Here is a 25,518-nt window from a genome sequence, read left to right on the forward strand (position 1 = left end):
GTAACTTCTCAATAACTCACGGCACGGCCTCAGCGGCCAAGATCCGTTCGCGGACGATCTCCGGCAAGGACGGGATGGCTGCGACCTGTCCGATGCGGTCATTGAGATAATCCCAGAACGAGATGCCGAGTTTGCGGCAGGTCTTCTTGAGGCTAGCGAAAGTGTCACGGCAGCGGCGTCCCAGATCGCTGCGAGTTCCGCCACTGATCTTGCGCCATTTGACGTAACCACGGATGTCGTTCTCGCTGCCATTGGTGTGCAGCGGGATGTCCGGGCGCAGGAGCACCAGAAGCAGCTCGCCCTGATGGGCCTTCAGGCGCTTGAGGGTCTGATTGAGGGTCGCAAAGGAGGTCTTCTGGCTGAAGATGGCTTCGAAACGTGCGCGTAGTTCCGCCACGGCGGCGGGATCGGGGGCACGTTGGTAGGCATTGAGGTCGGCATACAGCGTCCAGATCTCGTCACGGACGTGTTCCTGATCCAGGCGTTGGCGCGCATTGAGCGGGATGAGCTTGTGAATCAGGCGTTCGGCGTGCACCCAGCACAGCGCATGCAGCAGGATGGCGAACTGTCCGGCGCCATCGCTGACGATGGCCAGCTCGCGCGAGAGGCCTTTCTCCAATAGACCACCGAGCAAGGCGCCCTCGGTGGCGATGCGCCGATGGCGTTCCTTGGTGATCCCAAGGGCCTTGAGGTGTTCCTCCCACGCCGCCGTGGTCGCGATCTCCAGGATGGGTGAAGCCGCCAGTGCGTGGCACAACGCCTGCGCCAGGCCCTGCTCGCGCCAGTACGTCAGTGCCTCATCATTGAGGCCATAGACGGGCTCGCCCGCTTGTAGGAGCTCCAGGAAATTGATCCGGCTCTTGCTCTCGGTGCTGGAGAACCAGGCAAAGAAGTCGTTGCCAATCTGCGTGACGTAGCCGTTGCGCCCTTGATGGCGCGCCCCCGAGTCATCGACCGTGATGAAGGTGCTGACCTCCAGACCCACCGCGAGCAGTTGATCCTTCTCGGCGAAAAACGCCTCGTTGTGCCCGCTGAGGAGGGCATCGATCTGCCCCACTGAAAGGTCGATGCCCCATTCGAGCAGTTGCTCGCGCAACAAGGGCTGGGTGACGTGACAGTGATGGTGCTGGTAGAGCAGATAGGCTCTCAACGGCGGGCCGAAGTGCCGACCCTGAAGCGTCGGCGGCAACTCCCCGCTCAACCACTCCCCATCCGGGGTCTGCCACACCTCCAGCCGATACCGGATGGTGCGGGCCTGGATGTCGAGATCCTGGACAATGAAATCGCGATAGCCCTTGAAGCGTGCCCCCGCTGGCGGCGCTGGGGTGGGGGGAATCCGGCGATCCTCGTCAATGGGCAAGTCCGACGTCTTGCTGCGCTTGCTCGAGCCCGCCCGCTTGTCCGACGACTCACCGTGGTCCTGATCCGGCGTGTCAGGATCGCTGTGGTCCTCCATCCCGCTGGGTTTGAAGGTCGGCTTGGCCTTCTCCCCCTTGAGCACCGCGATCTCATCGCGCAACTGCTGGATGGTTTCCGCTTGCCGTTGGGTCTTCTCGGCCAGCGTTTCGATCAGCTCCACCAACTGCTCGATGAGCGGGGTACGCTCCGCGTCAGGGATGTCAGGGGGAGTGATCGAAGCAGGCATGCCGGGAGGGCGAGTCAAGGGCAAGGATTGGGGGCGATGCGTCACTCTAACGGATATCCTCAGCCAAGGCTGCCATGACTTATTGAGAAGTTACTGCGCGGGCAGCTAACCTGTTGATAAATATGAGTTGGAAATCAGTCGGCCGGTCTTTTAATCAGGTGGTCGTGCGTTCGAGTCGCACAGGGCGCACCATAAAATCAACGGCTTAGGCTTAAGTGGTCTAGGCCGTTTTTGTTTGAGTCGCCTTTGGATGTCCGCGATGGAGCGGCGCAATCCTGCCCCGCGCACGCTTCCTGCGTGACCTCCATGGAGGCTCGGGTCTCTCCTTTGGCGGACAACAAACCGCTGTCCCCCTACGTCCGCTCGACCAAGATCTGCCAATGGGCATCGAGGCGCAGATAGACCTGGTGACCTCCGCTGGCTGTATCGATCGGTCCGGCGCGACCGCGCTCGATCAGCGCGCGGATCTGCCCCTCCGTCAACACCAGATCGTCAATCTGCTTCCAGACCACGAAATTGCAGCCGTCACGATAGCGGTTGCAGCCAAAGCCGCGGCGGCCTTCGATGATGCGTCCCTGGCCGCATTTGGGGCACACCGGCGGATCCTCGCGTAGGGAGGGCAAAGGGCCGGATCGGGGCTTCTGCTGCGTTGACCCTTCGACCGCGCCATCCGAGACCCATGAGGCTGTTTCGGGTGCGGCGTTGAGCGGCTGCGCGGTGCGCCCCCGTCCGGCGTCGCCGAAGTCCAGCATCACCTTGCCAGCCGGGTCGAGTCGCAGCGCGGCGGAGAAGGGTTTGCCGGCCTTGGAGACAAACCCCTCGATGGGATCGGTGTGACCCTGTGCGATGAGCTGGCGGATCTGGGGCTTGGTCAGCGTGCGACCCGCCACCGTTTTCCAGATGGTGAAGCCGCAGCCGTCGCGATAGCGGCTGCAACCGAGCGCCTTGGCCGTCTCGGTGATCTCGCCCTGCCTGCAGAGGGGACAAGCGCCGTATCCCGCGCCCTTGGCGCCGCTCGCCCGTCGCGAGGTCTTCGTGGCGCTTGCGGCCTTGCCCCCGTTGCGGCGGGGCTCGCCCTGTCGGGCGGCGTCGACCTGCTCCGGGCTCAGGGCTGGACCTTGGGCGATCTGGGGGACCAACTCACGCAGGAAGGTGACGATGTCGCGATCGAACTCGGCGGCCGTGCGCTCGCCCAGCTCGATCTCCTTCAGCCGCTGTTCCCACTCGGCCGTCAGCTCGGGGCTGCGCAGCGGGGCGGCGACCAGGCCGATCAAGGCCTGGCCCTTGGCGGTGGCGCGCAGCTGCTTGCGCTGCCGTTCCAGATAACCGGTGCGGATCAGCTTTTCGAGGATCTCGGCGCGGGTCGCCGGCGTGCCGAGCCCGGAGGCTGCCATCGCCGAGGCCAGCGCATCATCCTCGATCGTGCGCCCGGCGTTCTTCATGGCCGCGAGTAGACTGGCGTCGTCGTAATGACGGGGCGGTTGGGTCTCCTTCTCGCGCACCTCCAGGCGGTCCACATGCACCCTCTGACCGACCTCGAGCGGCGGCAGTGGGCCTTGCGGCGCGCTGTCATCACCGTCCTGTGCGGTTTCGGTGGCCTTGGTCTGACGACGCTCCGGCTCGATCCGCTTCCAGCCCGGCTCCAGCACCACCGCGCCGCGCGCCAGGAAGGTGGCCTCCCCGATGGCGATCTCGACCCGTGTCTCCTCGACGCGCTGATCGGGCAGGAAGATCGCCACGAAGCGCGCCACAACCAGATCGTAGATCCGGCGCAGGGGCGGCGGCAGCGCGGCGGACGGCGCCTTCCCGGTGGGCAGGATGGCGTGGTGATCCGTCAGCTTGGTGCGGTCGACATAGGCCTTGTTGAGCCGGTGCCCGCTCTCCAGCCGCTGCAGGGCCTCGGGAGCGAGCGGATGCTGAAGCTGCTTCAGGATCCCGGGAAGCTGCGGGAGCATGTCCTCGGAGATGTGGCGGCTCTCGGTGCGGGGGTAGCTGATGAGCTTGTGGGTTTCGTAGAGCGCCTGGGCGTGCTCGAGCACCTGCGCGGCGGTGAAGCCGAAGCGGCGATTGGCGTCGCGTTGGAGATTGGTCAGATCATAGAGCGGGGGCGGGCGGTGGTGGCGGACCTTCTTGTCCACTTTGCTTACGGTTCCGGTCTGGTGCGGGCTGAGTTCGCGCTGCAGACGCTCGGCCGTCTCTTTACGGTCGATCCGGGTCGTACCGTCTTGCAGATAGAGGGCGAAGAAGCCCTCCGTCAGATGCGCGACCAGCTCATAGAAGAACGCCTTGGTGAAGTGGGCGATCTCGGCGTCGCGCGCCACGATCATGGCCAGCGTCGGCGTCTGGACCCGGCCAATGGTGCACAGCACCCGGTTGTGCACCGTGTAGGCGCGGGTCAGATTCATGCCGACCAGCCAGTCCGCCTGGGCGCGGGCACGCGCGGCATCGGCCAGCGGATTGAAGGCATGGCCTGGCTTGAGCGCCCGGAAGCCAGCGCGGATCGCCTCGTCGGTCAGACTGGAGATCCACAGCCGCTCGAATGGCTTCTTGCAGCGGGCGTGCGCGTAGATGAGGCGGAAGATGTGCTCGCCCTCACGCCCGGCGTCCGTCGCACAGATGAGGCGCTCGGTCTCCGGGGCAGTGATCAGCGCCTTGACGATCTTGAACTGCTTCGCGGTCTGCTTGCCGATGCGCAGCTTCCAGCGCTCCGGGATCATCGGCAGCGGCTCGGCCGACCAGCGCCCGGCCCAGGCCTCTCCGTACTCATCCGGCTCGGCGAGATGGACCAGATGGCCGAGCGCCCAGGTCACGCGATAGCCGTTGCCTTCCAGATACCCCTCGCCCTTGCGCCCGGCACCGAGCACCCGCGCGAGGTCACGGGCGACGCTGGGCTTTTCGGCGAGGACGACGGTGGTCATGGCGATCCTTCTTCAACGGGGCAAGGGGGACATGCGAAACGTCAACAATCTATCAGGATCTCTTCTGCTCGGGCGTCTGAGCGAGTCCCTGATCGCCTGTGCACCACCGTCAAGCCGTCCGGCTTCCGCGCATCGGACGCCAGCTTGGCGATGAGGTCGACCGCGCCACTCGTAATCCACATGCAGGAGTCAGACGTGACATCGGCAGATCGGGCTCAGGCATTGACCGTCATTTGAACCAAACGGGCATCCACGGCAGGCTGTGTCATCCTTCACATCGACTTTTCTGAATCCTATGCCAGATATTCATGCGCTGCTGGCCTGCTTCCCGCGCTCCGGACGTCTGGAGTGGATCGGTCTCCGTCCCGAGCGGCGCGCACCCGTGCAGACGCCTCAGGCTGTCACCGCATTGGCCGGTCAGGGGCTGGAGGGCGATCGCTATCGCGCACGCGGGCGTGGCACGCGTCAGGTCACTCTAATTCAAGCCGAGCACCTGGCCGTGATCGGTGCCCTGCTGGGCCAAGCCCCACCCGCGCCGGCGGTGCTGCGCCGCAACCTGCTGGTGTCCGGGATCAACCTGCTTGCACTCAAGGGCCGGCGCTTCCAGATCGGTGAGGCGGTGCTGGAGGGCACCGGCTTCGCTCATCCCTGCTCGCGGATGGAAGAGGTCTTGGGCGCTGGGGGCTATAACGCGATGCGTGGCCATGGCGGCTTGACGGCCCGCGTTATCCGCTCCGGTCGCCTCGCGCTTGGGGACGCCGTGATCGAGCTGGGTCCGGCCGAGGACGGCGCTGAGACCGCGATCGCGTGAATCTCCGACGGCGCGGGGACGCAGGCGCGCGTGATTCGCGCGGCGCGTCGTGCGCTTGAGCGACTCACACCTCGACGATGACCTTGCCTGTGGTGCGACCGCCCTGGAGGGTGCGCAGCGCGCGCGGCAGCTCATCGAACCGAAAGCGCGCGCCGATGTGCGGCGGTGCCGCGCTCAGGGCGAGCGCGGCCGAGGCCGCCGCGGGCAGGCGATCGGCGCGCTCGAACAGCCAGATGAGGTTGAACCCCATGACGCTGCGGTTCTTGTCGATGAGCGTCATCGGGTCGAGCTGGGGGCGGCGCAGAAACTGCCAGGCAAGCCGTCGCCAGTTCGGGCGCGCACCGCTCGGCATGAAATCGGCGGCACCGTAGAGCACGTGGCGTCCCTCCGGGGCGAGGCGCTCGAGCGCCGGCCGGAAGAACGAACCCGCGATCGCGTCGAAGATCACGTCGAAGTGCGACGCATCCATCGCGGCCAGCGCCGCATCGAGCTGAGCCCCGAAACGCGCCGCATCGCGCACCACGACTTGACTCCGGACAAGGCCGCGCGCTTCGAGCAACGGGATCTTGTCGCCGTGTCCGACGGTCCCGATCACCGTGGCGCCAATCGCGCGCGCCATGGCCAGCGCGTGCAGGCCGACCCCGCCCGCGGCTGAATGGACGAGCGCGACCTGGCCTGGCGCGAGCGCGCCGAGGTGCACGAGGCCGTGCCACGCGGTCAGCGCCTGCACCAGGTACGCCGCCCCCTGCGCCATCGTCCAGGTCTCCGGCAGTGGCACGAGGTAGCGCGTGTCGGCGTTCAGCGCGGTCGCGTATCCACCGAAACGCGTGAGCACCATGACGTGATCGCCCGGAGCGACGGTGGATTCGCCGCTCGCGCGCGGTGGCCCCAGCGCCTCGACGACGCCCGCGCACTCAAGCCCTGGGACGAAGGCGCCCGGTGGCGTCGCCGAGTAAAGACCCAGGCAGGCGAAGACGTCGGCGAAGTTGAGGCCGATGGCCTCGACGCGCACGCGCGCCTCCCCCACGCCAGGTGGCGCCAAGTCCTCGGTGACCCGCGCCAGTCGCTCGAGCGATCCCGCCGACGGGATCCGCCATGCGTGGCGCGTCGTCGTGACCGCCGGAGATGGGCAGCCCCTGCACACATCCAACCCCTCCGACCGCACCAGCGTCAGTCCGCCGGCGCGCAAGGTCCTGCCTTCCGCGCTGGATGATCACTGCCGCAGGTGGCCAACGTCTTGCCTTCGGGATCCAGCAAGCGTCCCGTCCAGCCGGCTTCACCGCGCGGTCGGAGCTCCATGTAGCCAAAGGCGTGTAGACCCAAGCCGGCCCAGCCGGTCTGACCGACGGCAAAGGAGAAGGGCATCCTGTCCTGGCCCGGATCGAGTTCGATCCCGCTATTGCCGATGATGAGTTGATCGGGACCGGCGGGCAGGCCGTCGCGCGTGCGTCCGATGGCCTCAAAGGTGTGCAAGTGACCCGAGAGAACCAGGTCGAACGCGCCCGCGACGGGGTGTCGCTGATCGGACGTCTGCAAGGTCTGGTTAATGAGCGCAAACTGGCCGGAGGGGTCGGTCGTGCTGGGAGCGGTCGAGGCGTCCGCGGCGCGCACCGCCCAGATCGGCCGATGCGTCAGCAGCCAGCGCGGGGACTGCGCAGGGGTGGCATCCACGAGGGTGCGGAGCGCCTGGAACTGGCGGTCGAAATGCCCCTGGTGCAGGGAACCTCGGTCACAGGCATTGGCGGAGTCCATGACGACGATGGAGAGCCCGGCCAGATCCAAGCGATAGGGACGGCCGAAGACGTGGGGCTCGGCGCTCTCCGCCGGCGGGCAGGCGCCTTGCCCGGTGGCGACGCCCGGCAGGTCGGAGCCCGGATCGAGCAGATAGAACCAGCCCGGTCCCGCTCGGCTGCACAGCTCGTGATTGCCTCGGGCGACGATCCACGGCGCCGCGGCCAGCAACTCCGTCGCGGGCTGGAAGAAATCCAGCCACCAGTTCATCCATTGGTCCGGCTGGTCGCTGCCGGGACTATTCTGGCCAAGGTAGGGTCCTGCCAGCGTGCAACCGACGGAGTCGGTGTTGTCTCCGGCATCGTAGACGTGCCCCCGCTTGCCGTTGATCGCGACCTTGCCGGGGGTTCCTCGATAGTTGTAGTCCCCCATGTGGAGCACGATATCTGGATCCGCGCGCGCGGCAGCGTTGGCAATGTCGAGCAGGGGCCAGGCCGAACTCCCTGGCTGACATCCCCCTTGGGATCCAGGGCGACACCCGGAATCGCCGATGACCGCCAGATGCGCTGCCGCGTCGGGTGGGCCGGGCAGCCGTCGATCACGGCCTTGGACCTGCATCGCGGTGGTCACGACCGCCTCGCAGACCTGGATATCGAAATGAGCGGGGTCCGGATTCGCGCGCGCTTGCGTGGGAATGGCCGCTCCGTCCCCGATTGCGGGCACCAGCTTGGGACACGCCGACGCAGCCCCTTGCAGAATCACCCGGGCGATGGTGACCTGACCGCCGCGGCTGGTGGGTGCGAGAATGCTGTAGGCGGACAGAACCTCGCCGGATGTGGTGTCGCCCCGCACCACCGGCATACCCAGGACAGCCAAACAGGCGCAGGTCGCGAGTATTGTAAGAAGAGGGGCACTGGATCGCATCGGAGGCTCCGGCTGGTGAATGCGGCGAGACCGCAACGCTGTGTGTTGAGCGGCTGCCGAGAGGTGCCTTGTTGCCAGCCCTTCGGATGCCCGGAATCGGCGCGACGAAGATCGCGAATCGCACGTCAATCGAACCCACCCAAAACAGAGGATCGCCCATGGACGCCAAGCCTGCCACGACCGATTTCCCGATCGTCTGTGTCGGCGGTTCGGCAGGTGGTCTCGATGCCTATACCCGGTTGCTGCGCCATTTGCCGAACGACATGGGGGTTGCGATCGTCATCGTGAATCATCTGCGGACCGTCGCGACCCATCTCCACGAGATTCTCCCGAGCGCCACGACGATGCCGGTCGAGCTGATCACGGAACGCCTGCTCATCCGGCCGAACCAGGTGTTCATCATCCCGGCGCAGCGTGATCTTCACGTCTTCAATGGCGAGTTCCGGTTGAAGCCCATCTCAAAGCCGAGGGGATGGCCGGACGTGATCACCGTCTTTCTGCGTTCCCTCACCCAGAACTGGGGCGGCCAACTGATCGCCGTCATCGTCTCCGGCTACGACGGTGATGGCGCCGAGGCGCTCTGTGGGATCAAGGACGTGGGCGGCATCACCATCGCGCAGGCGCTCGACACCGCCGCTCAGCCGGACATGCCCGCGAGCGCTATCGCGAGCGGCTGTATCGATTTCGTGCTCTCGCCGGAAGCGATCGCGCACAAGATCGTCAGCATTGCCCGCGGAGATGCTTCGGGCGGTGGTTCAGTCGCCGCCGAGGCGCCGCAGCCGTGATCGGAGCGCATCGATCTCATCGAGCAGGTCGAGCACAAGCGCCGTGCTGGCCGCGTTCAACTCCAGATCGCGGGTCAGGCGCAACGCCACCCGCGCCCGTCTGAGCGTCGTCCCGCCGAAACGCCACCGCTCTGGGGCTTCGCCGCTCGGCGTCAATACGCCTTCCATGACCAATGCCACCAGTTGATCGACGTCAGTCCGGCACGCCCGGCTCAACTCGACGAGCGTGAACTGGACCTCCTCCTCGACAACGACGCACGGCGTCACGGTCCTGTTGATCGTGTTCATTGGCATCACGCCTCCAAGGCAGGTCGCGGTTGGAAGTCGCCGAACGCCTCGGCCATCCGGCGATAGGCATCCTGCGCCGTCGGCGTGTCGGCCGGCGGCAAGCGAATCGACAGCACCGCATAGAGATCGCCGGGTGGCGCGCTGGGAAGCCCTCGGCCCTTGAGGCGCAGCTTGCGGCCCGCCGACGAGCCGGGCGGCACCGTCAGTTGCACGCTGCCGTCGGGGGTCTTGACGGTGACGCCGGCGCCGAGGGCCGCTTCCCAGGGCGCGACTGGCAGGTCGAGGTAGACATCGCGGCCATCGACACGAAAATGCGGGTGCGGCGCGAACGCGATCTCAAGGTAGAGGTCACCCGCCGGCGCGTCACCCTGCCCCGGACCGCCTTGGCCGGCGAGTCGCAGGTGTTGTCCATCGCGGATGCCTTTGGGGATGTTCACCTCCAGGTGCCGCTCCTCGATGATCGGGCGTCCGCTCGCATCGATCCGCGGGACGCGCAGCGAGATGCTGCGGCGCCCCCCGCGATAGGCGTCCTGCAGGTCGATCTGCACCTTGGCGTGATGGTCCTCACCGGCCCGGTGGCCTCGCCCATGCGCGCCGCGCGCGCCCGCGGCCCGGTACCCGAAGAGCGATTCGAAGAAGTCGCTGTGACTGAAGTCCTGGCTGTCGCCTTCGGGGCCGCCAGTGAACTCGAAGCCGCTATTCCATCCCGGAGGCGGATTGAAGTCCTGACCGCGTTTGTAGCGGTTCGCCACCTCATCGTAGGCAGCCCGCTTCTCGACGTCTTTCAGTGCCTCGTATGCCTCGGCCACTTCCTTGAAGCGCACCTCTGCATCCGGCTCCTTGCTGACGTCCGGGTGGTATTTGCGCGCCAGCTTGCGGTAGGCACGCTTGATCTCATCCTGCGCGACCGTGCGCTCCAGTCCGAGCACGGCGTAGTAGTCCTTAAATTCCATCAACCCTCCCGCTGGTGGCTTTGCCTGGTCTCGAATCATCCTTTTCAAGCCTAGCCGACCAGCGCCATGCCGTCTGTATGCTATCGAACGCATTCTGTGGGGTTCGAAGCCCGCGTAGGTCGTGGCGAGGGACGAACCGCTTCAATCGCGAGAGATGCGGTTCGCGATCGCTCACCACATCCGATCGAATACAGGACTCCAGACCAAGAACTGGATGAAGGCGGTCAGCGACTGGAAGCGCGTCATCACGGTCGCCTCGGCGAGTGATCAACGCGCTGGGTGTCGAGCAGCTCGGCCAGGTCCAGGCGGTCGTGGTGGGCCAGGCGATTGATCTGGCAACTTGATTGCACTGCGATCATTGCCTAACTTTGCATGGAGCCGATGGAGGGCACGATGGCCAGCATTACGATCCGCAATCTCGATGACACCTTGAAGCGCCGTCTGCGCATACGCGCGGCCGAGCATGGACGTTCGATGGAAGAGGAGGCACGGGAAATCCTGCGCCTCGTCGTGGGCGAACCTGCGCCGCCCGTCAACATCGCGGCGGCGATCCGCGCGCGCGTCGCCGGCTTCGGGGGGGCAGACCTCGACCTTCCGCCCCGCGAGCCGATGCACGAACCGCCGGTGCTGGATTGATGCCGCGATGATCATCCTCGACACCAATGTCGTCTCCGAAATCCTGCGCGCCAAACCGGCACCAAGGGTCGAGGCCTGGCTCGCCGGCCAGAACGGTGCGGACGTCTTTCTCACCGCGATCAGCGAGGCGGAGCTGCGTTACGGCGTGGCCGTCCTGGCGAAGGGCAAGCGGCGGGAGGCGCTGGCCGAGGCTGTGAACGGAATGCTGCGGGAGGACTTCCGCGACCGCATCCTGCCCTTCGACAGCGCCGCTGCCCTCGAATACGCCAGCATCGGGGCGAAACGGCGGGCCGTGGGACGACCCCTCAGCCAGTTCGATTGCCAGATCGCCGCCATCGCCCGTGCGCACGGCGCCGCCATGGCCACCCGCAACGTCAGCGACTTCGAGGGCTGCGGCATCGCAGTCATCGACCCGTGGCAACATGCTGGGGGCGACTGACCGGCATGGAGAAACGCAGCCTCACCGAACGCGATCTCTGCACCGAACAAGCCCTGAGATAGGCGTCCATGAGCGTGAAATTCTCCGAAGCAGTCCGTGGCTGACGACCAGCAGGCTGCGGAGGAGCGCGCCTTCGTGCGTGCCGTGGTCGCGGGATTGGCCGACTTGGACGCAGGCCGCGAAGTTTCCCTCTCCGAGGCCAAGGCTAGATTCGGCTTGGGCTAGCGGCATATGTGCTGCCAGGATCAGCTTCGCCAAGTCCGCGCTCAGCGACTTGGCGGGCATCCAGGAACACCAAGCGCATGCCTGATGGTTCGCTACTCCGGCCGTCGGGAGCCGCCCGACTGCCAGTACGGCTATCGGCGAAATTCGTCTCTAGTAGGCTTCTGGGACGCCCTGGGGCTTGCTGAAAGTTACGTATACTGTCACCGGAGTTCCCATCAACCCTCCCGCTGGCGGCGCTTGGCATCCGGTCGCGACTTGCGACGGCCCATGCGCCCAAGTAGAAATCAGCAAGCTCCCGATCTGACTCTGGCGACGAAGCTCATGCTTCATGAATCCTCAGGCTGCGCTAACGGTTCGTGAAGCGGAGCTTCATCGCATGGTCACGCAGTTGGAGCTGCGTGACCAGAAACCGGGACGCACTTGATAGACGGCTACTTGGCGTGCGCTGGTGTCGCGAGGCCATTGGGCTCCTCTTGCTCAACCTAGCGCAGCAGCGCCATGGCATCTGTGCGCTACCGCACGCAGCCTTCGACCTCGACGCGCGCGCTCGTGGCAATCCGGTCGGAAGCGTTCAGTCAGGAAACGCGCCGGGCAGAAGACGGACCGGCGCGGGGGTTCGCTCAGCGACGGCGCACCGCCAGGGTGCCGTTGACGGCGCTCGCCTGAAGGCTTGTGCGCGCCATCCTGAAGGTGGCGACCTTGTCGCTCAACCCCCTGGATTGATCCTGCAGGCTCTCCGCCGCCGCGGCGGCCTGCTCGACCAAGGCCGCGTTGCGCTGGGTCATCTCATCCAGCTGGCCAATGGCGTGTGTCACCTGCTGGATCCCCGCGCCCTGCGCCACGCTGGCATCGGCGATCTCGCTGACCAGCCCGACGACCTGCCGGAACGACGTCACGATCGCGTCCATCGTGTGTCCGGCCGACGCCGCCTGCTTGGCGCCGTCATTGACCTGCGTGACGGAGGTGCCAATCAATCCAGTGATCTCTTTTGCCGCCTGCGCGCTGCGTTGCGCGAGCTGCCGAACCTCGGCGGCGACGACGGCGAACCCGCGTCCCTGTTCGCCGGCCCGAGCCGCCTCGACCGCGGCATTGAGGGCGAGGATATTGGTCTGGAAGGCGATGCCTTCGATCACGCCGATGATGTCGGCGATGTCCCGGCTGGACGCCTGGATCGTCCCCATGGTGGCGATGACCTGCTGGACCAGTTGGCCGCCAGCGATCGCTTGCTCATTGGCTCGATGCGCCAGTGCGTTGGCACTGCTGGCGTGGTCGTCGTTGCGCCGAATCGCGGACTGGAATACCCCCATGGCATTCGCCATCGCCTCAAGACTGCTCGCCTGTTCCTCGGTTCGCTCGGCGATGTCCGCATTTCCCCGGGCGATCTCGCTGGCCGCGGTATGAACGGCATCGGTTGCGTCCCGGATCTGCCCGACCAGGGTGCGCAAGTGCTCCACCGTCGTATTCGTGTCCTGTTTCAGTTCGGCGAACCGCCCCTCGTAGCGGGTCTCGATCGTCTGCGTGAGATCCCCTTGCGCCAAGGCGTGCAGCACGCTCGCCAGATCATCCAGGACCCCGGCAACAACTGTGGTCAGGTGATTCATTCCCTCGGCCAGGTCACGGAAAAAGCCGTGTTTGCCGTCGCTGCTCAACCGTTGTGTGAAATCACCGCAGGCAACGGCCTTGAGCAGCGCATCCAACTCGCCTTCGGCGGCGACCTCGGCGGTCCGATCGATCCATTCCAGCACTGAGCCGAGGCGCTCGCCCTGGTCGTCGAGCACCGGATTGGCGATGAGTCTGAAGGTCCGCCCGCCGACGTTCATCTGACTGGTATGGGTGCCTTTGAGCTCCGCCAAGAGCTGGTACTGATGGTCCGGATGGCGGTGGAATTCGGTGAAGCAGCGCCCGAGCATTTCGTCAGCCTGGAACGTCGGCAGATCGCGGCGAATATCGGCCTCGGCATCGCGGATCATCCGGTTGAAGGCGTCGTTGAGATAGATCAGCGTGCCCGCGTTGTCGACCACCATCATGTTGGTGGAGGCGGTGTCGAGTGCGCTCGTGAGGCGCCGCATCTCGTCGGCGACACCTTTGTCCGCCGCTGCGCGTTCGGCGAGGTTGTCCTGCATCCGCGCGAGGCCGCTGAATAGCGACCCGATTTCATCGCGGCGCGAGCTCTCGACGCAGTTGTGATAGTCGCCGTTACCGATCCGGTTGAAGACGCCAATCACCTGCCGCAAGGGACTGGCGATCATGCGCCGCGTCATCAGCCAGAGCAGCGGCAACCCGGCACCGAACACCGCCGCGGCAATCAGGAGACAGCGCAGCAAGGTGGCCCGCAAGGTCTCATCGATGCCGGCCATCGACACATCGACACCGATGACGTAGTCGACACCATCGGACGATCTGGCGGGCACGAAGATCGAGCGGAACCTGCCCCATTGGTCGCTGTACTGGTCGTAATGGAGTCGCCCGTCGGCGGAGGCGGCACGTAACCCCTCGCTGGCGTCGTCATAGGGGTCGAAAAACGCTGTGAAATCGCCCGATGCCTTCTCTTCTTGGGTATAGCTTGAGGACGTAAAGAGGATGCGATCGCCCCGCTTGATCGTGGTGTAGATGTATTGGACTTGAGCCTTGTCGGCGAACGCGGTCAGGGCATCGATGAAGGCGGTATAGGTCTCGGGCGCGATCGAGCCGGACTGAGCGGGCCGCGTGTGGAACGCGTCCCCCACCAGTCGCACGCCCTCGGCCGTGGCCAGCAAGGTCTTGTCGATCCCCTGCATGATGCTGCTCTTTTCGCTGACATAGGTGTACAGCGTGAACGCGACCGAGGTCAGCAGGTTCATCAGCAGCATGGCGAGGAACAACTTGGACGACAATCCCAAGGTCATCCGGCGACGTTTGATGTTCATTCAAAGCCCTTGCGTCAGCATGTCGAGAGTGTAGGTCCCACCGAAGAACACCAATGATGATTGAGGGGAGGCCACCGTGCAGGGTACGTCAAATGGTCATGTACTCGTTGCGAGATCAGTCACGTTCGCGCGCGGCTGTTTCCTGTGGTTGCACGGCGAGATCGCAGCCTCGGGCGGTGCGTCTGGCAAGCGAGCTTCAGAAAGTGCGGGCGGGTTCGCAACTCCGACACTGAAACGCGAAGACACTTTTGGAGGAGCCCCAAGTTGTTTGCTATTTCGGCCGACGCAGACACGGGAAAGAGGCCGCAAACAAGGTGAGTCGCCATGTCGGAGCTGTCGAAGCATGCCGTTCAGGGTTGTCGTTCATTGATGTTCGCTGCTGGCGACCAGGATCGGTTGGCCCTTTTGCCCAGAGCCCGTCGTCTCGGGCGCGCCGGACTCTATGAAGTGGCGACCATCACGGTCGCGGTCGCCGCGCTGGCCGCCAGCGTCTTCCCGGCCCAGGCGCAGTTCGCCAGCCTGACGGCCTTCGGCGACAGCTACGCGGATACGGGTGCGGCTCCGGGCGGGGCGTTCCGCATCCTGGGAACCGTGCTGGACATTCCCGGCGTCTATCCTTGCGTGGCCCCGCTGGCGAGCTGCCGGTTCACCGGCAGTACGAACTTCAACGACACGCTGCAGTCGCTCTCCGGCCTGCCGGGTTTGACCAACTATGCGATCGGCGGCGCCCGCACCGACAACTCCAACACGATCGGGCAGCTGGGAAGCGATTTCGGCTTCCCCTACCAGCTTCGACAGCTCGCCCTGAACGGGACGCGCTTCGGCGAGCGCGACTTCGTCACGCTGTCCATCGGCGGCAACGACGAGTCGTACATGACCAGCGGCGACACGCTCGCGACCGTCAACGCGCGTGCGACGCTGGCGGCGCACAACGCGGTTTACGGCGGCATCGCGGTCGATGGCTTCGTCACCGGGGGCGTCCAGCAGTTGGTGGCGGCCGGTGCCCGCAACATCGCCTGGCTAGGGTCAGGCAACTCGAAATATTTTCCCCAGCCCGAACCCGTCGGGGTTGCGTTGACCACGGCGCAGCGCGACGCGTGGGCGGCCACCTATCTGTACGAGACCCAGGTGGCGCTGCGGCCGCTGGCCCAAGCCGGTATCCGCATCTTCATGCTCGACTTCGGCATCCTGCAGGCGCGTGTCGCCGCCGATCCGGGCCGGTACGGTTTTAGCGGAACGCAGTGCGAAGCCGGGCCGATCGGGGAAGGCGTGCCGTTGAACGTCGCCGGCTGCTTCTACGAGAACTCGGTGCATCCGACCGGTGCCGCGATGGCGGTGGTTGGCGCCTACATGGCGAACCAGATCGACGCACCGACCACCGTCATGCCGCAGGGCAGCATCGCGACCGGCGTTGCCGCGACCTTCGTCGACTCGGTGTTCGGCCGACTCGACGCCTATCGGACGTTTCAGAACTACGGGGTCGGTTCTGCGATCGCCGAGACCTTCGCCGGAACCAATGCGATGGCGACCACGACGCCGGTGGCGTTCGCGCCGCAGAGCCGGTGGTCGGTTTTCGTCGATGCCAGTTACCCCAGCGGCAGCACCGACCGGGAGTTCTATGCGGCGGGCGCCGACTGGCACGCGATCGGCGGCACCCTCGGGGTCGAGGTTCGGCTCGATCCACGGGTACGGCTCGGCGCGGTGTTCGGCTACTCCGAACCCAAGGTCGACCTCGACGTCCAGAACACCAGCAACGACATCCAGGCGTACCAGATCGCCGGCTACGGCTCGTTCACCGACGTCAACTGGTTCGCCGACGCATTGTTCGCCTATGGGCGCCAGGACTTTTCGCTCGACCGCTCCGGCGTGATCGACGTCGTCCACGGCAGCACCAGCGCCGACACCCTCGCAGTGGCAGCCAAGGGCGGTTACCTGGTCGACGTCGGACCGGTCCGTGCCGGACCGATCGCCGGCATCGCCTACACGCGCGCCGTGATCGACGCCTACACCGAGACCGGCGACAGCCTGCTCACCATGCGGGTCGACCAGCAGTCACTCGACGCCCTGACGGGCAGTGCCGGCCTGCAGGTGCGGGTTCCGGTCCAGCTCTCGAGCGGCCTCTACAGCCCGTTCTTCAACGTCACGGCCGAGCACGACTTCCTCGGCTCCGGCCGGACCCTGACGACCACCCAGGTGACGACGCCGCTGTTGCCGGTGCTGACTCCAGTGCCCGAAGACGACCGCACCTACGGCAAGGTAGCGGTCGGGGTCGCCGCCGTGCTGACCGGCAACGTGAGCGCCAACGTCACGGCGGCGACGACGTTTGCCCGCGACGGCGGTAACGACATCATGGTCAGCGGCGGCATCGAGGTGGCGTTCTGAGCCGCGGCGCCACCGCGATCACGCTGTTTGCCGCCATCGCCCCCTAGAATTCTTGAGGGCGTAAAATGCTTGCAGATGAGTCAAATTTCGATGAAGCGTCCGACCATACAAGGCCGTCGGTATCGGTATCGAGCCGACGATAGCGATCCCGATGGCATGACTCGTCGGTCTGAGGCGAAGCCTCCCTGGACGGCGCTCGGTGCTTTCCGATAGTTATCGACAGGTCACGCGCTCATGTGTCGATCGCGAATTCCCCCGCCGGTGGTCCGACCGGCTCCGACCGCACCCCAGACCGGGTCCACTGCCAGTTGCCGGCGAGCGTCCAGCCAGCCTGCTCCAACACCGGTAGTACGCCGCTCTGATGCCACGAAGCTGAGTCTCCGAGGTGGCCGTGCACCAGCACCAGAATCCGCCCGGCGCTGGCGGGGCCGGCAAACGCCCCCCCGAGCGCGCAGCAGAGCGCTAGCCACCACCCCCAAGCATCCCGTCATGGGCGCGGTTTAGGGGCTATCATCGCGCTTTCGGCGCAGCCAACGGAGCTTCATGAGGAAAACGGTTGTCGGCGCGGCCAGGGGGCGAGCCCAGAGCGCGACACACACCGGGTGCGGCGCTGTCCTTGCGCATCTGACCCTGCTTTGCGTCGCACTCTGCGCCGCAGCACCGGCGCTTGCCCTGGACAGCGTGACCCTGCAACTCAAATGGCGTCACCAGTTTCAGTTCGCCGGCTACTACATGGCCCTGGAAAAGGGCTATTACCGTGACGCGGGGCTGGATGTCCGCTTTCTTGAGGCCGGACCGAACACCGATCCCGTCGCCGAAGTGATCTCGGGCGCGGCGCAGTTCGGGATCGGCAGCAGCGAACTCCTGCTGTCACGCCAGACGTACCCCGTCGTCGCGCTGGCCCCCATCTTCCAGCACTCGCCGTTCGAACTCCTGGTCCGCGCCGACCGCGCGAGCAATCTCCATGAACTGGTCGGACAGCCCATCATGCTGGAGGCCGGCGCGGCCGAGATCCTGGCCCTGTTCCAGAAGGAGGGCGTCGAGCGCGACAAACTCGTCATCCATCTCCACAGCCTGGGGGTCGATGCGCTGCTGCATAACCAGGTGGCCGCGATTTCAGCCTATTCCACCACGGAGCCCTATCTCTTAAGACAGGCTGACCTTGACTACAACGAATTCTCGGCCCGCGCGGGCGGCATCGATTTCTACGGCGACATCCTCTTTACCACCGAGTCCGAGCTGAAGTCGCACCCCGAGCGAGCGCGGGCCTTTCTCGCTGCCAGCCTAGAGGGCTGGCAATACGCCATGGCGCACATCGATGAAAGCATCGATCTCATCATGGCCAAGTACAACAGCCAAGACCGCACTCGCGCGCACTATCGCTTCGAGGCCGAGGAAACTCGGAGTCTGATGCAGCCGGATCTGGTCGTGATCGGGCATGTCAATCCCGGACGCTGGCGTCATATCGCCGACACCTATGCCGCGCTGGGCATGCTGCCCGAGCATTTCCCGCTGGATGGGTTTCTCTACGCGATCAAGATGCCCAGGTTCGATCCACGCCTGCTCGTCGCGCTGGCCCTGGCTTTGGCGGTGGCGCTGATGCTGGGCTTGCTGAGCTGGCGCGTTGATGGTCTCAACCGGCGTCTGCGCGGGGAGATCGCGCAACGTAAAGCGGCTCATCATAAGCTCGCCGAGAGCGAGGCACTGCACCGCCTGCTCACCGAGAACAGCGGCGATGTCATCTGGATGCTCGACCTGGTCAGTCGGCGGTTCGACTATGTCAGCCCCTCGGTCCAGCGCCTGCGTGGATTCACGCCCGAGGAGGTGATGGCGCAACCCCTGGAGAAGGCGCTCACCCCGCAATCGGCGAAAAAGGTCGCGGCCCTCATCGGCGAGACGCTCGAACGCCTGTTGGCCGGCGACACCGATGCAGGCTACGTCACCGCCGAGGTCGACCAACCACACCGCAACGGCGGCATCGTGCCGACCGAGGTGGTGACGACCTATCTGATGGACGAGGCCGGGCGGCCCGTCAAGATCCTCGGCGTCACGCGCGATATCTCTCAGCGCAAGGCCCTGGAGGCTGAGTTGCGCACCCGCGTCGCCGCCATCGAGGCCGCGGCCGACGCCATCGTCATCACCGACACCCAGGGCTACCTGCTCTATGCCAATCCGGCCTTCACCCTGCAAACCGGCTACGACCTGGAGTCCGTCAAGGGCCAGCATTCCCGGATTCTCAACAGCGGAAAACACCCCAGGGAATTCTATGCGCAGCTCTGGCAGACCGCTCTGGCCGGCCAGATCTGGCGTGGCGAGCTGATCAATCGTCGCAAGAACGGTGAGTTCTATGAGGAGGAAATGACCATCTCGCCGGTCAAGAAGGATCACGGCGAGATCGAGTGTTTCGTCGCCATCAAGCGCGATATCAGCGAACAACGGGCCATGGAGCGCGCTTTGCAGGCCGCGAACCAGGAACTTCAGGAAAACCTGGAGAAGATCGGCCGCTTGCAGGTCGTCCTCGCCGAGCAGGCAATCCGCGATCCGCTCACCGGCCTGTATAACCGGCGCTACCTCGACGAGACCCTGCCGCGCGAATTCGCCCGCGCCAAGCACGAGGGCTACTCACTGACCGTCGCCATGCTCGACGTGGATTTCTTCAAGCGCATCAACGACACCTGGGGGCATCCGGCCGGTGATGAGATCCTCAAGGCATTGGCCCAGCGCCTGAGCGAGGGGGTGCGCGAGGGCGATATCGTCTGTCGCTATGGCGGCGAGGAATTCCTGCTGGTGCTGCCGCATATCGCCCAGGAGATCGCCTTCGAGCGCGCCGAGAGGTTGCGCCTTGATTTTGCCGACAGCGCGCTGGAGTGCGCCGACACCAAGATCCAGGCCACGCTCTCCATTGGCCTCGCCAGTTATCCCGATCACGCCCAAACCCCGGACGCGCTGATCGAGCAGGCCGACGCGGCCCTGTATCGCGCGAAACGATCGGGCCGCAACCGGACCGAGATCGCGCCAGCCGCCGCATCCGGAGCGATCACCAAGGGATAGGACATCGCCCCCGGTTCGACGAGCCGCACCGGATCTAGGTTGACTGCGCCCAGGAATACGCCGATCCATCTGAATCATGCGCAAAGAATGGCTGTTGATGTTTGTCATCGTGCTGCTGGCCGCCGGCGGCTGGCTCTGGTGGCGTGAGTCCCCGATCGCCGTCACCGTCGTCGCGCCAACACGCGGCCCCGCCGTCGAGGCGATCTACGCGACCGGCAGCGTGGAGCCCGGGGTCATGCTGCCGATCGCCTCGCGGGCGGCGGGGGATCTGGTCGAACTCGATGTCGATGAGGGCGACCACGTCAGCAAGGGACAGACCCTGGCCCGGCTCGATGACGCGGACCTGACCAACACGGTGCAGGAGCTCGACGCGCGAGCACGTCTGGCGCGTCTGAATCTCCAGCGCATGCAGGAACTGGCGCGGCGCAAGGTCGTCGCCACTGTCGAAGTCGATCAGGCGCGCGCCGACCTGGATGCGGCCGAGGCGGTGCTGAGACGCGCCAAGGCGCAGCGCGGTTTCATGACGCTCAGGGCGCCCGCCGATGGTCTCATCATCCGCCGCGACGGCGAGGTCGGTCAGTTCATCCCGGCGGGGCAGGCCGTGTTCTATCTTTCCTGCTGCGCGCCGCTGCGGGTCACGGCCGATGTGGATGAGGAGGACATCCCACGGGTCCGCGTCGGGCAGAAAGTCGTCCTGCATGCGGACGCCCTGCCGGAAAAGGTGTTCGATGGCACCGTCAGTCAGATCACCCCCAAGGGCGACCCGGTCGCGCGCACCTTTCGGGTGCGCATCCGGCTCGCCGATCCGGCGGGCTTGCGGATCGGCATGACGGTCGACGCCAACCTGATCGTGACCGAGCGACAGGACGCCCTGCTGGTGCCGTCCACCGCCCTGCAGAAAGGCGCGCTCTGGCTGGTGGCGGACGGCCGACTGCATCGCCAGCCGGTGCGCACCGGCGTGGCCGGCGCCCAGCGCACCGAGATCCTCGACGGCTTGCCGCCGGATGGCCAGGTCGTCGCCATGCCCGCCGAAGACCTGCGCGACGGCGCCGCCGTGCGCATCCGCCCACCCGACACCAGGCCCCAGCCCTGATGCGCATCCAACTCCAGGTCGCGCTTACCCATCTCACCGGGCGTCGGCGCCAGACGCTGGTCTCGCTCACCGGCGTGGTGCTCGGGGTCGCCTTCTTTCTGGCGGTGTCGTCCCTGATGCGCGGCTCCGAGCAGGACTTCATCACGCGTCTGGTCGACAACAGTCCGCACATCACCGTCTCGGACGAGGTGCGCCGGCCGCGCACCCAGCCGGCCGAGCGGCGCTGGGCGAGCGGGGCGGTCAAGATCCGCAGCCTCAAGCCGCAGACCGAGACGCGCGGCATCCGCGGCTACCGCGAGAAGCTCGCGCTCATCGAGGCGATTCCGGGGCTGCGGGTCGCGCCCGTGCTGGTCGGCTCGGCGGTGCTCACCTTCGCCGGCCGCGAGGAGGGTGTCACCCTCTCGGGCATCGTGCCGAAAACCATGAAGACGGTGTCCACCATCCAGGACAAGATGATCGCGGGATCGCTCGACGCGCTCGACGTCAACCCCAATGGCATCGTCATCGGCACCGGGCTGGCCGAGAAATTCGACCTCGGGCTCGGCCGCAACCTGACCCTGGTGGCCGCGAGCGGCGCCAGTCGCGCCATGAAGGTGGTCGGCCTCTTTCGCACCGGCAATGCCTCGGTCGACGAGACCCAGACCTTTACGCTGCTCAAGCGCGCGCAGGTCTTGTTCGCGCGGCCCAACCGGGTCAATCGCTTCCTGATCCAGCTCGACGACGCCTACGCCGCGCGCACCGTCGCCCAACGCATCGAGGACGCCACCGGCGACAAGTCGGTCTCCTGGGTCGAGGCGTCGGAGGACATCCTGAGCGTGCTGGTGGTGCGCAACATCATCATGTACAGCGTGGTGGCGGCGATCCTGGTCGTCGCCTCCTTCGGCATCTACAACACCCTCTCGACCATCGTGCTGGAGAAGACCCACGACATCGCGATCCTCAAATCCATGGGCTTTCACGCGCGCGACGTGCGGCTCATCTTTCTGTTCGAAGGGGTCGTCATCGGCCTGATCGGCAGCCTCTTCGGCCTGGTCATGGGGGTCGGACTCATGCACGTCCTGTCGCTGGTGCAGATCAAGCCGCCGGGCGTCTCGGAGCAGGTCTTTTTGCCGATCTGGTGGGGTGCGCAGCAATTCGCCCTGGCCACGGCCTTTGCCATGGCGTCCTGCATCCTCGCCGCCTGGCTCCCGGCGCGCCGCGCGGGGCGGGTGCATCCGGTGGAGATCCTGCGGGGCGCGGCGTGAGCGCAGAGAACCTGGTTACAGGGTCTCGGTCTCGAAGCCGGGTAGGGTACGCATCGCGTACCTGACACCCTTGCAATCGGCACGGATGCCGATGAATGGGGTATGGGGCGAACGCTTGATTGAACCGCCGCGACTCCTCGGAAACGCGGCGGTTTTTTGTACATCGGCGCAACGGTACGCGATGCGTACCCTACGGAATCTGACAAAGCGGTGCCGGTTGGGTTGCTGCTTTTGGTCACCCACGATCTTCTGACTTGCGTTAAGTTGTCTTCGCCAACCCAACCGATGGCACTGTGGTGTCACGTAGTCTCTGGCGCTTTGCGTCGAGAGGTGGAGCGTTCGCACGACACTCTCATGCTGGAGCCAGCAATTCTCGGTTTGATATCGCGGCAACCCTCATTAAGAGCGCAAACAATGCATGTAGCCTTGAATCTCGACGAAGACACACTCTCTGACTTCTGCAAACGGCATCGCATTCGCCGATTGTCGCTGTTCGGCTCGCATTTGAAGGGAGCGGCTCGGCCAGAGAGCGACCTGGATCTGTTGGTCGAATTCGAGCCGGAGTCCATTCCGGGCCTGCTCGGAATTGCCGGCATGGAAATCGAATTATCGGAGATGCTGGGTGGCCGGGAGGTCGATCTGCGCACGGCGGGCGATCTGTCGCACTATTTCCGGGACGAGGTATTGCGCACGGCCGAGGTGCAATATGCTCGGTCATGATCGCGTCCGTCTGCGTCATATGATCGATGCGGCGGAGGATGTGCAACGGTTCGTCGCCGGGCGCCAGCGGTCGGAACTGGACACCGACCGGATGCTGCTGTTTGCGCTGGTTCGTGCTGTCGAAATCATCGGCGAGGCGGCCAGCAAGGTGTCGGATGAAACCCGCAGCGTCGATGCGGGCATTCCCTGGAAGGCCATCGTTGTGATGCGCAATCGTCTGATACATGCCTACTTCGACGTGGATGCCGAGATTCTCTGGGTGGCTGCGACGATGGAGATTCCCGCGTTGCTGATCCAACTGAAGGCACTCGCCGAGACGCCATAGGCGGCATGGCGGCAAGTTTGGTGGCAATGCTGGGGTTCACTCCCATTACCCTAGCATCCGCTGTCGACGGCAGCCGGGTAGCGCGCGGAGAATCTGATTACAGGGTCTCGGTCTCGAAGCCGACGATAGTGCGCCGCTCACGGCTGAATTCGATCCCGATGAGATGGATGGGTTGGCCGAGCGCGCGATACTTGTCCGCATAGCCGCGATCCTTGATCTGTTGCAGTGCCCGGCCCTCGGGCGCCAGCTCGACGACTTTGAATTCGAACAGCCAGATCCGCGCGTTGAACTTGAGCCTCAGATCGATACGCCCGAGTTGGGTGGCGTCCTCGGCCGCCAGGTCCAGGCCCAGTGCGGCGAGATGGCTGTAGAAGACGCTGGCATAGTAGCCCTCGTAGTGGGCGATGGGGTTGGCGGTATGCCACTGATGCGGGATGGCGGCGAAGAAGGATTCGACATGCAGACGCAGGGCATCGAAGTCGCCGGCCACCAGCAGGTCGTAGAGCCGGCTTGTCAGTTCGCTGACCTGTCCCGGTTCACCGATCAGGGCCTTGGCCAGGCTGTCGTTGAGCGCGCTTTCGACCTCCAGGTTCGGATAACCCAAGGTGTATTCGCGCCGCGCGCCGATCTGTCGCGACCCGGTGAAGGTCAAATAGCCCGTCTGCCACAGCCGCGCCTCGGGGGCCAGATGATCGACGTCGAAGGCCGACAAGAGCGCCTCGTCGGCCCGCAGATGCGCGAGCCTGGATAGCGGGTCGTCCAGTCCCAACCCGGATGGATCAGCAACCCGCGAAACAGGGGCTCGTTGCCGGCGAAGAGTTCAGCGATGGTGTCGATGAGCAGCGACTTGCCGAAGCGGCGCGGGCGCGAGAGGAAATACTGGCCACCCTCGTCGATCAACCGTCGGTATGAAACCGGTCTTGTCGACATAGTAATGATCCGCTTCCCGGATCTTGGCAAAGGTCTGGATTCCGATCGGCAGTCGACGGCGGTGCATGAGGGGCCTCGGCGGCGCGCAGGTTGCTGACATCCTGGGGTCATGTTAGACCCGCTCGGCGTAAAGGGCTCATGAATCTCAGTAGCCGTCTATCAATTGCCTCCCGGTTTCTGGTCACGCAGCTCCAGCTGCGTGACCCATGCGATGAAGCTCCGCTTCACGAAGCGTCGGCGCAGCCTGAGGATTCATGAAGCAGAGCTTCGTCTCGCGGGGGCCGAAGCAGGAGCTTCGTCACCAGAGTCAGAGCGGGAAGTAGACGATGGACGGCGCCTAAGGCTCTCGGCTTGCCGGGGGATGATGACTGCTGGAGTTGGCCAATGGATCCTTCCTTATGCAACAGCCTTGCGACCATCCTGCATCCGATAGAGATCCCGCGGGGCGCGGCGTGAGCCCGGTGCTGCGCGCGGAGCATCTGGTCCGCATCCTGCCCGGCGAGGTGCCGGTGACGTTGGTCAACGACGTCAGTCTCGCCATCGAGCGCGGCGAGTTCATTTGCATCATGGGTCCGTCCGGGTCGGGCAAGTCCTCGCTGCTCTATCTGCTGGGTCTGCTCGATGTGCCGACCTCGGGGCGGGTCTGGCTCGACGGCGAGGAGACCTCGCGCTATGGCGAGGACGACCTGGCGAACCGCCGGCTTTCGAAGCTCGGGTTCGTGTTCCAGTTCCATTTCCTGCTCGCCGAGTTCTCGGTGATCGACAATGTCGTTCTGCCGATCCGCCGCCTCGGCCGGCTCGATGCCGCCGCCGCCCGCGCGCGCGGTCTGGAGTTGCTGGACCGGCTGGGCGTCGTCGAGCAGAGCGCCAAGTACCCGCACCAACTCTCGGGCGGGCAGCGCCAGCGCGTCGCCATCGCCCGCGCCCTGGCCAATGACCCGCTGATCCTCCTCGCTGACGAGCCGACCGGCAATCTGGATTCGGCCGCGGGTGGTACCGTGCGGCAAATCCTCCAGGATCTGGCGCACGAGATGGGCAAGACGGTGGTCGCGGTGACGCACGATGCGTCCTTTGCCGCTGCGGCGGATCGGCGCATTGGGATCGTCGACGGCAGGATCGATGACGACTGGCGAGCGGTTTAGGGTCGGTCGAGACGTCTCATGCCGGGTTGCCGCCGCACGCTGACGCGAGCCGCCAGCGCGTTCGACCAGTCGCACGGATCCTTCTCGGGTCACTCGGTGTTCGAGCGACTCAGGATGGGGGACGCACTATTTCTCGGCTCTTGGTTCTCTGCCGCTTCGGGAAGCAGTTCTGAGGCACACCTCTGCCAAGCGACAAAACGGATTGAACAAGGCTCAACACCCTGCTCCTGCTCCTGCTCCTGCTCCTGCTCCTGCTCCTGCTCCTGCTCCTGCTCCTGCTCCTGCTTCCGCCTATCGCGGTGCCGCGGTCTTGCTGGGCGGCAGCGGCGGCTCCTGGCCAGGCGGCAAGGGCGGTCTGGGTGGTGGCGGC

Annotated in this window: 21 protein-coding genes and 1 pseudogene; 12 read left to right on the forward strand and 10 right to left on the reverse strand. The window is 65.4% G+C overall.

The window, feature by feature from the left end; genetic code table 11:
- Nucleotides 1-16: 16 nt before the first annotated feature.
- The gene (locus tag CKO23_RS19140; protein ID WP_200333571.1) at nucleotides 17-1,645 is read right to left on the reverse strand and encodes an IS66 family transposase; all 1,629 of its coding nucleotides are present in this window, start codon (nucleotides 1,643-1,645) and stop codon (nucleotides 17-19) included.
- A gap of 353 nt (nucleotides 1,646-1,998) precedes the next feature.
- Nucleotides 1,999-4,563, reverse strand: coding sequence for a type IA DNA topoisomerase (locus tag CKO23_RS19145; RefSeq protein ID WP_200333572.1), 2,565 nt, complete (start codon nucleotides 4,561-4,563; stop codon nucleotides 1,999-2,001).
- Between the two features lie 295 nt (nucleotides 4,564-4,858).
- Here CKO23_RS19145 and CKO23_RS19150 point away from each other — a divergent pair, with 295 nt between their 5' ends.
- Entirely contained in the window at nucleotides 4,859-5,374 is a 516-nt protein-coding gene (locus CKO23_RS19150; RefSeq protein WP_200333575.1) for an MOSC domain-containing protein, read from the forward strand.
- Between the two features lie 64 nt (nucleotides 5,375-5,438).
- Here CKO23_RS19150 and CKO23_RS25800 read toward each other — a convergent pair whose 3' ends face one another.
- Nucleotides 5,439-6,386: a zinc-binding dehydrogenase gene (locus tag CKO23_RS25800; RefSeq protein ID WP_200333577.1), complete on the reverse strand. Its 948-nt coding sequence runs from the start codon at nucleotides 6,384-6,386 to the stop codon at nucleotides 5,439-5,441.
- A gap of 158 nt (nucleotides 6,387-6,544) precedes the next feature.
- Nucleotides 6,545-7,981 carry a metallophosphoesterase family protein gene (locus CKO23_RS19160; RefSeq protein ID WP_200333579.1) on the reverse strand — a complete coding sequence of 479 codons (1,437 nt, stop codon included), beginning with the start codon at nucleotides 7,979-7,981 and terminating at the stop codon, nucleotides 6,545-6,547.
- Nucleotides 7,982-8,115: 134 nt separating this feature from the next.
- Here CKO23_RS19160 and CKO23_RS19165 point away from each other — a divergent pair, with 134 nt between their 5' ends.
- Entirely contained in the window at nucleotides 8,116-8,814 is a 699-nt protein-coding gene (locus tag CKO23_RS19165) for a chemotaxis protein CheB (protein ID WP_242482569.1), read from the forward strand.
- On the opposite strand, the gene CKO23_RS19170 is transcribed toward CKO23_RS19165, so the two are convergent.
- The gene (locus CKO23_RS19170; RefSeq protein ID WP_200333583.1) at nucleotides 8,785-9,102 is read right to left on the reverse strand and encodes a chaperone modulator CbpM; all 318 of its coding nucleotides are present in this window, start codon (nucleotides 9,100-9,102) and stop codon (nucleotides 8,785-8,787) included. The two genes, CKO23_RS19165 and CKO23_RS19170, sit on opposite strands and share 30 nt — an antisense overlap.
- Nucleotides 9,103-9,107: 5 nt before the next feature.
- Entirely contained in the window at nucleotides 9,108-10,055 is a 948-nt protein-coding gene (locus CKO23_RS19175) for a DnaJ C-terminal domain-containing protein (protein ID WP_200333599.1), read from the reverse strand.
- Nucleotides 10,056-10,448: 393 nt separating this feature from the next.
- On the opposite strand from CKO23_RS19175, the gene CKO23_RS19180 reads away from it, so the two are divergent.
- From CKO23_RS19180 to CKO23_RS26910, 3 genes and pseudogenes are all read left to right on the forward strand, one after another.
- Nucleotides 10,449-10,691 carry a FitA-like ribbon-helix-helix domain-containing protein gene (locus tag CKO23_RS19180; protein WP_200333601.1) on the forward strand — a complete coding sequence of 81 codons (243 nt, stop codon included), beginning with the start codon at nucleotides 10,449-10,451 and terminating at the stop codon, nucleotides 10,689-10,691.
- A gap of 7 nt (nucleotides 10,692-10,698) precedes the next feature.
- Nucleotides 10,699-11,130: a type II toxin-antitoxin system VapC family toxin gene (locus CKO23_RS19185; RefSeq protein ID WP_200333603.1), complete on the forward strand. Its 432-nt coding sequence runs from the start codon at nucleotides 10,699-10,701 to the stop codon at nucleotides 11,128-11,130.
- Between the two features lie 90 nt (nucleotides 11,131-11,220).
- Nucleotides 11,221-11,355, forward strand: a pseudogene (locus tag CKO23_RS26910) (prevent-host-death family protein); the annotation flags it as partial.
- 620 nt (nucleotides 11,356-11,975) lie between these two features.
- On the opposite strand, the gene CKO23_RS19190 reads toward CKO23_RS26910, so the two are convergent.
- Nucleotides 11,976-14,261, reverse strand: a complete 2,286-nt coding sequence (locus CKO23_RS19190) for a methyl-accepting chemotaxis protein (protein ID WP_200333611.1) — start codon at nucleotides 14,259-14,261, stop codon at nucleotides 11,976-11,978.
- 324 nt (nucleotides 14,262-14,585) lie between these two features.
- Here CKO23_RS19190 and CKO23_RS19195 point away from each other — a divergent pair, with 324 nt between their 5' ends.
- From CKO23_RS19195 to CKO23_RS19220, 6 genes are all read left to right on the forward strand, one after another.
- Entirely contained in the window at nucleotides 14,586-16,643 is a 2,058-nt protein-coding gene (locus CKO23_RS19195; RefSeq protein ID WP_200333619.1) for an autotransporter domain-containing protein, read from the forward strand.
- 543 nt (nucleotides 16,644-17,186) lie between these two features.
- On the forward strand, nucleotides 17,187-19,694 hold the full coding sequence (locus tag CKO23_RS19200; RefSeq protein WP_200333621.1) for a diguanylate cyclase: 2,508 nt from the start codon (nucleotides 17,187-17,189) through the stop codon (nucleotides 19,692-19,694).
- 76 nt (nucleotides 19,695-19,770) lie between these two features.
- On the forward strand, nucleotides 19,771-20,787 hold the full coding sequence (locus CKO23_RS19205) for an efflux RND transporter periplasmic adaptor subunit (RefSeq protein ID WP_200333623.1): 1,017 nt from the start codon (nucleotides 19,771-19,773) through the stop codon (nucleotides 20,785-20,787).
- Entirely contained in the window at nucleotides 20,787-22,031 is a 1,245-nt protein-coding gene (locus CKO23_RS19210; RefSeq protein ID WP_200333625.1) for an ABC transporter permease, read from the forward strand. The genes CKO23_RS19205 and CKO23_RS19210 overlap by 1 nt, the downstream gene beginning before the upstream one ends.
- A 354-nt stretch (nucleotides 22,032-22,385) precedes the next feature.
- A complete protein-coding gene (locus tag CKO23_RS19215) occupies nucleotides 22,386-22,751 on the forward strand; it encodes a nucleotidyltransferase family protein (protein WP_242482570.1) in 366 nt (121 codons plus the stop codon).
- A complete protein-coding gene (locus CKO23_RS19220; protein ID WP_200333627.1) occupies nucleotides 22,738-23,076 on the forward strand; it encodes a HepT-like ribonuclease domain-containing protein in 339 nt (112 codons plus the stop codon). The genes CKO23_RS19215 and CKO23_RS19220 overlap by 14 nt, the downstream gene beginning before the upstream one ends.
- Before the next feature lie 97 nt (nucleotides 23,077-23,173).
- Here CKO23_RS19220 and CKO23_RS19225 read toward each other — a convergent pair whose 3' ends face one another.
- Genes CKO23_RS19225 through CKO23_RS26920 form a run of 3 tightly spaced genes read right to left on the reverse strand, consistent with a single transcriptional unit; the run spans nucleotide 23,174 to nucleotide 24,106 of the window.
- A complete protein-coding gene (locus CKO23_RS19225) occupies nucleotides 23,174-23,839 on the reverse strand; it encodes a PD-(D/E)XK nuclease domain-containing protein (RefSeq protein ID WP_440870584.1) in 666 nt (221 codons plus the stop codon).
- Complete coding sequence (locus tag CKO23_RS26915; protein ID WP_440870582.1) at nucleotides 23,725-23,976, reverse strand: AAA family ATPase; 252 nt, start codon at nucleotides 23,974-23,976, stop codon at nucleotides 23,725-23,727. The genes CKO23_RS19225 and CKO23_RS26915 overlap by 115 nt, the downstream gene beginning before the upstream one ends.
- A complete protein-coding gene (locus tag CKO23_RS26920; RefSeq protein ID WP_440870583.1) occupies nucleotides 23,897-24,106 on the reverse strand; it encodes an AAA family ATPase in 210 nt (69 codons plus the stop codon). Before CKO23_RS26920 ends, CKO23_RS26915 begins: the two co-directional genes overlap by 80 nt.
- Before the next feature lie 298 nt (nucleotides 24,107-24,404).
- Between CKO23_RS26920 and CKO23_RS19230 the strand changes: the two genes are divergently transcribed.
- A complete protein-coding gene (locus CKO23_RS19230; protein ID WP_207168622.1) occupies nucleotides 24,405-25,148 on the forward strand; it encodes an ABC transporter ATP-binding protein in 744 nt (247 codons plus the stop codon).
- Nucleotides 25,149-25,518: the final 370 nt, after the last annotated feature.

The sequence above is a fragment of the Thiocystis violacea genome (assembly GCF_016583565.1).
GTDB lineage: Bacteria > Pseudomonadota > Gammaproteobacteria > Chromatiales > Chromatiaceae > Thiorhodococcus > Thiorhodococcus violaceus_A.

Bases quoted from the DNA above. Each gene is read 5' to 3' on its own strand.
- CKO23_RS19140 (WP_200333571.1), bottom strand. From the start codon at position 1,645: ATGCCTGCTTCGATCACTCCCCCTGACATCCCTGACGCGGAGCGTACC.
- CKO23_RS19145 (WP_200333572.1), bottom strand. From the start codon at position 4,563: ATGACCACCGTCGTCCTCGCCGAAAAGCCCAGCGTCGCCCGTGACCTC.
- CKO23_RS19150 (WP_200333575.1), top strand. From the start codon at position 4,859: ATGCCAGATATTCATGCGCTGCTGGCCTGCTTCCCGCGCTCCGGACGT.
- CKO23_RS19165 (WP_242482569.1), top strand. From the start codon at position 8,116: ATGCCCGGAATCGGCGCGACGAAGATCGCGAATCGCACGTCAATCGAA.
- CKO23_RS19170 (WP_200333583.1), bottom strand. From the start codon at position 9,102: ATGAACACGATCAACAGGACCGTGACGCCGTGCGTCGTTGTCGAGGAG.
- CKO23_RS19175 (WP_200333599.1), bottom strand. From the start codon at position 10,055: ATGGAATTTAAGGACTACTACGCCGTGCTCGGACTGGAGCGCACGGTC.
- CKO23_RS19180 (WP_200333601.1), top strand. From the start codon at position 10,449: ATGGCCAGCATTACGATCCGCAATCTCGATGACACCTTGAAGCGCCGT.
- CKO23_RS19185 (WP_200333603.1), top strand. From the start codon at position 10,699: ATGATCATCCTCGACACCAATGTCGTCTCCGAAATCCTGCGCGCCAAA.
- CKO23_RS19190 (WP_200333611.1), bottom strand. From the start codon at position 14,261: ATGAACATCAAACGTCGCCGGATGACCTTGGGATTGTCGTCCAAGTTG.
- CKO23_RS19195 (WP_200333619.1), top strand. From the start codon at position 14,586: ATGTCGGAGCTGTCGAAGCATGCCGTTCAGGGTTGTCGTTCATTGATG.
- CKO23_RS19200 (WP_200333621.1), top strand. From the start codon at position 17,187: ATGAGGAAAACGGTTGTCGGCGCGGCCAGGGGGCGAGCCCAGAGCGCG.
- CKO23_RS19205 (WP_200333623.1), top strand. From the start codon at position 19,771: ATGCGCAAAGAATGGCTGTTGATGTTTGTCATCGTGCTGCTGGCCGCC.
- CKO23_RS19210 (WP_200333625.1), top strand. From the start codon at position 20,787: ATGCGCATCCAACTCCAGGTCGCGCTTACCCATCTCACCGGGCGTCGG.
- CKO23_RS19215 (WP_242482570.1), top strand. From the start codon at position 22,386: ATGCTGGAGCCAGCAATTCTCGGTTTGATATCGCGGCAACCCTCATTA.
- CKO23_RS19220 (WP_200333627.1), top strand. From the start codon at position 22,738: ATGCTCGGTCATGATCGCGTCCGTCTGCGTCATATGATCGATGCGGCG.
- CKO23_RS26920 (WP_440870583.1), bottom strand. From the start codon at position 24,106: ATGTCAGCAACCTGCGCGCCGCCGAGGCCCCTCATGCACCGCCGTCGA.
- CKO23_RS19230 (WP_207168622.1), top strand. From the start codon at position 24,405: ATGCAACAGCCTTGCGACCATCCTGCATCCGATAGAGATCCCGCGGGG.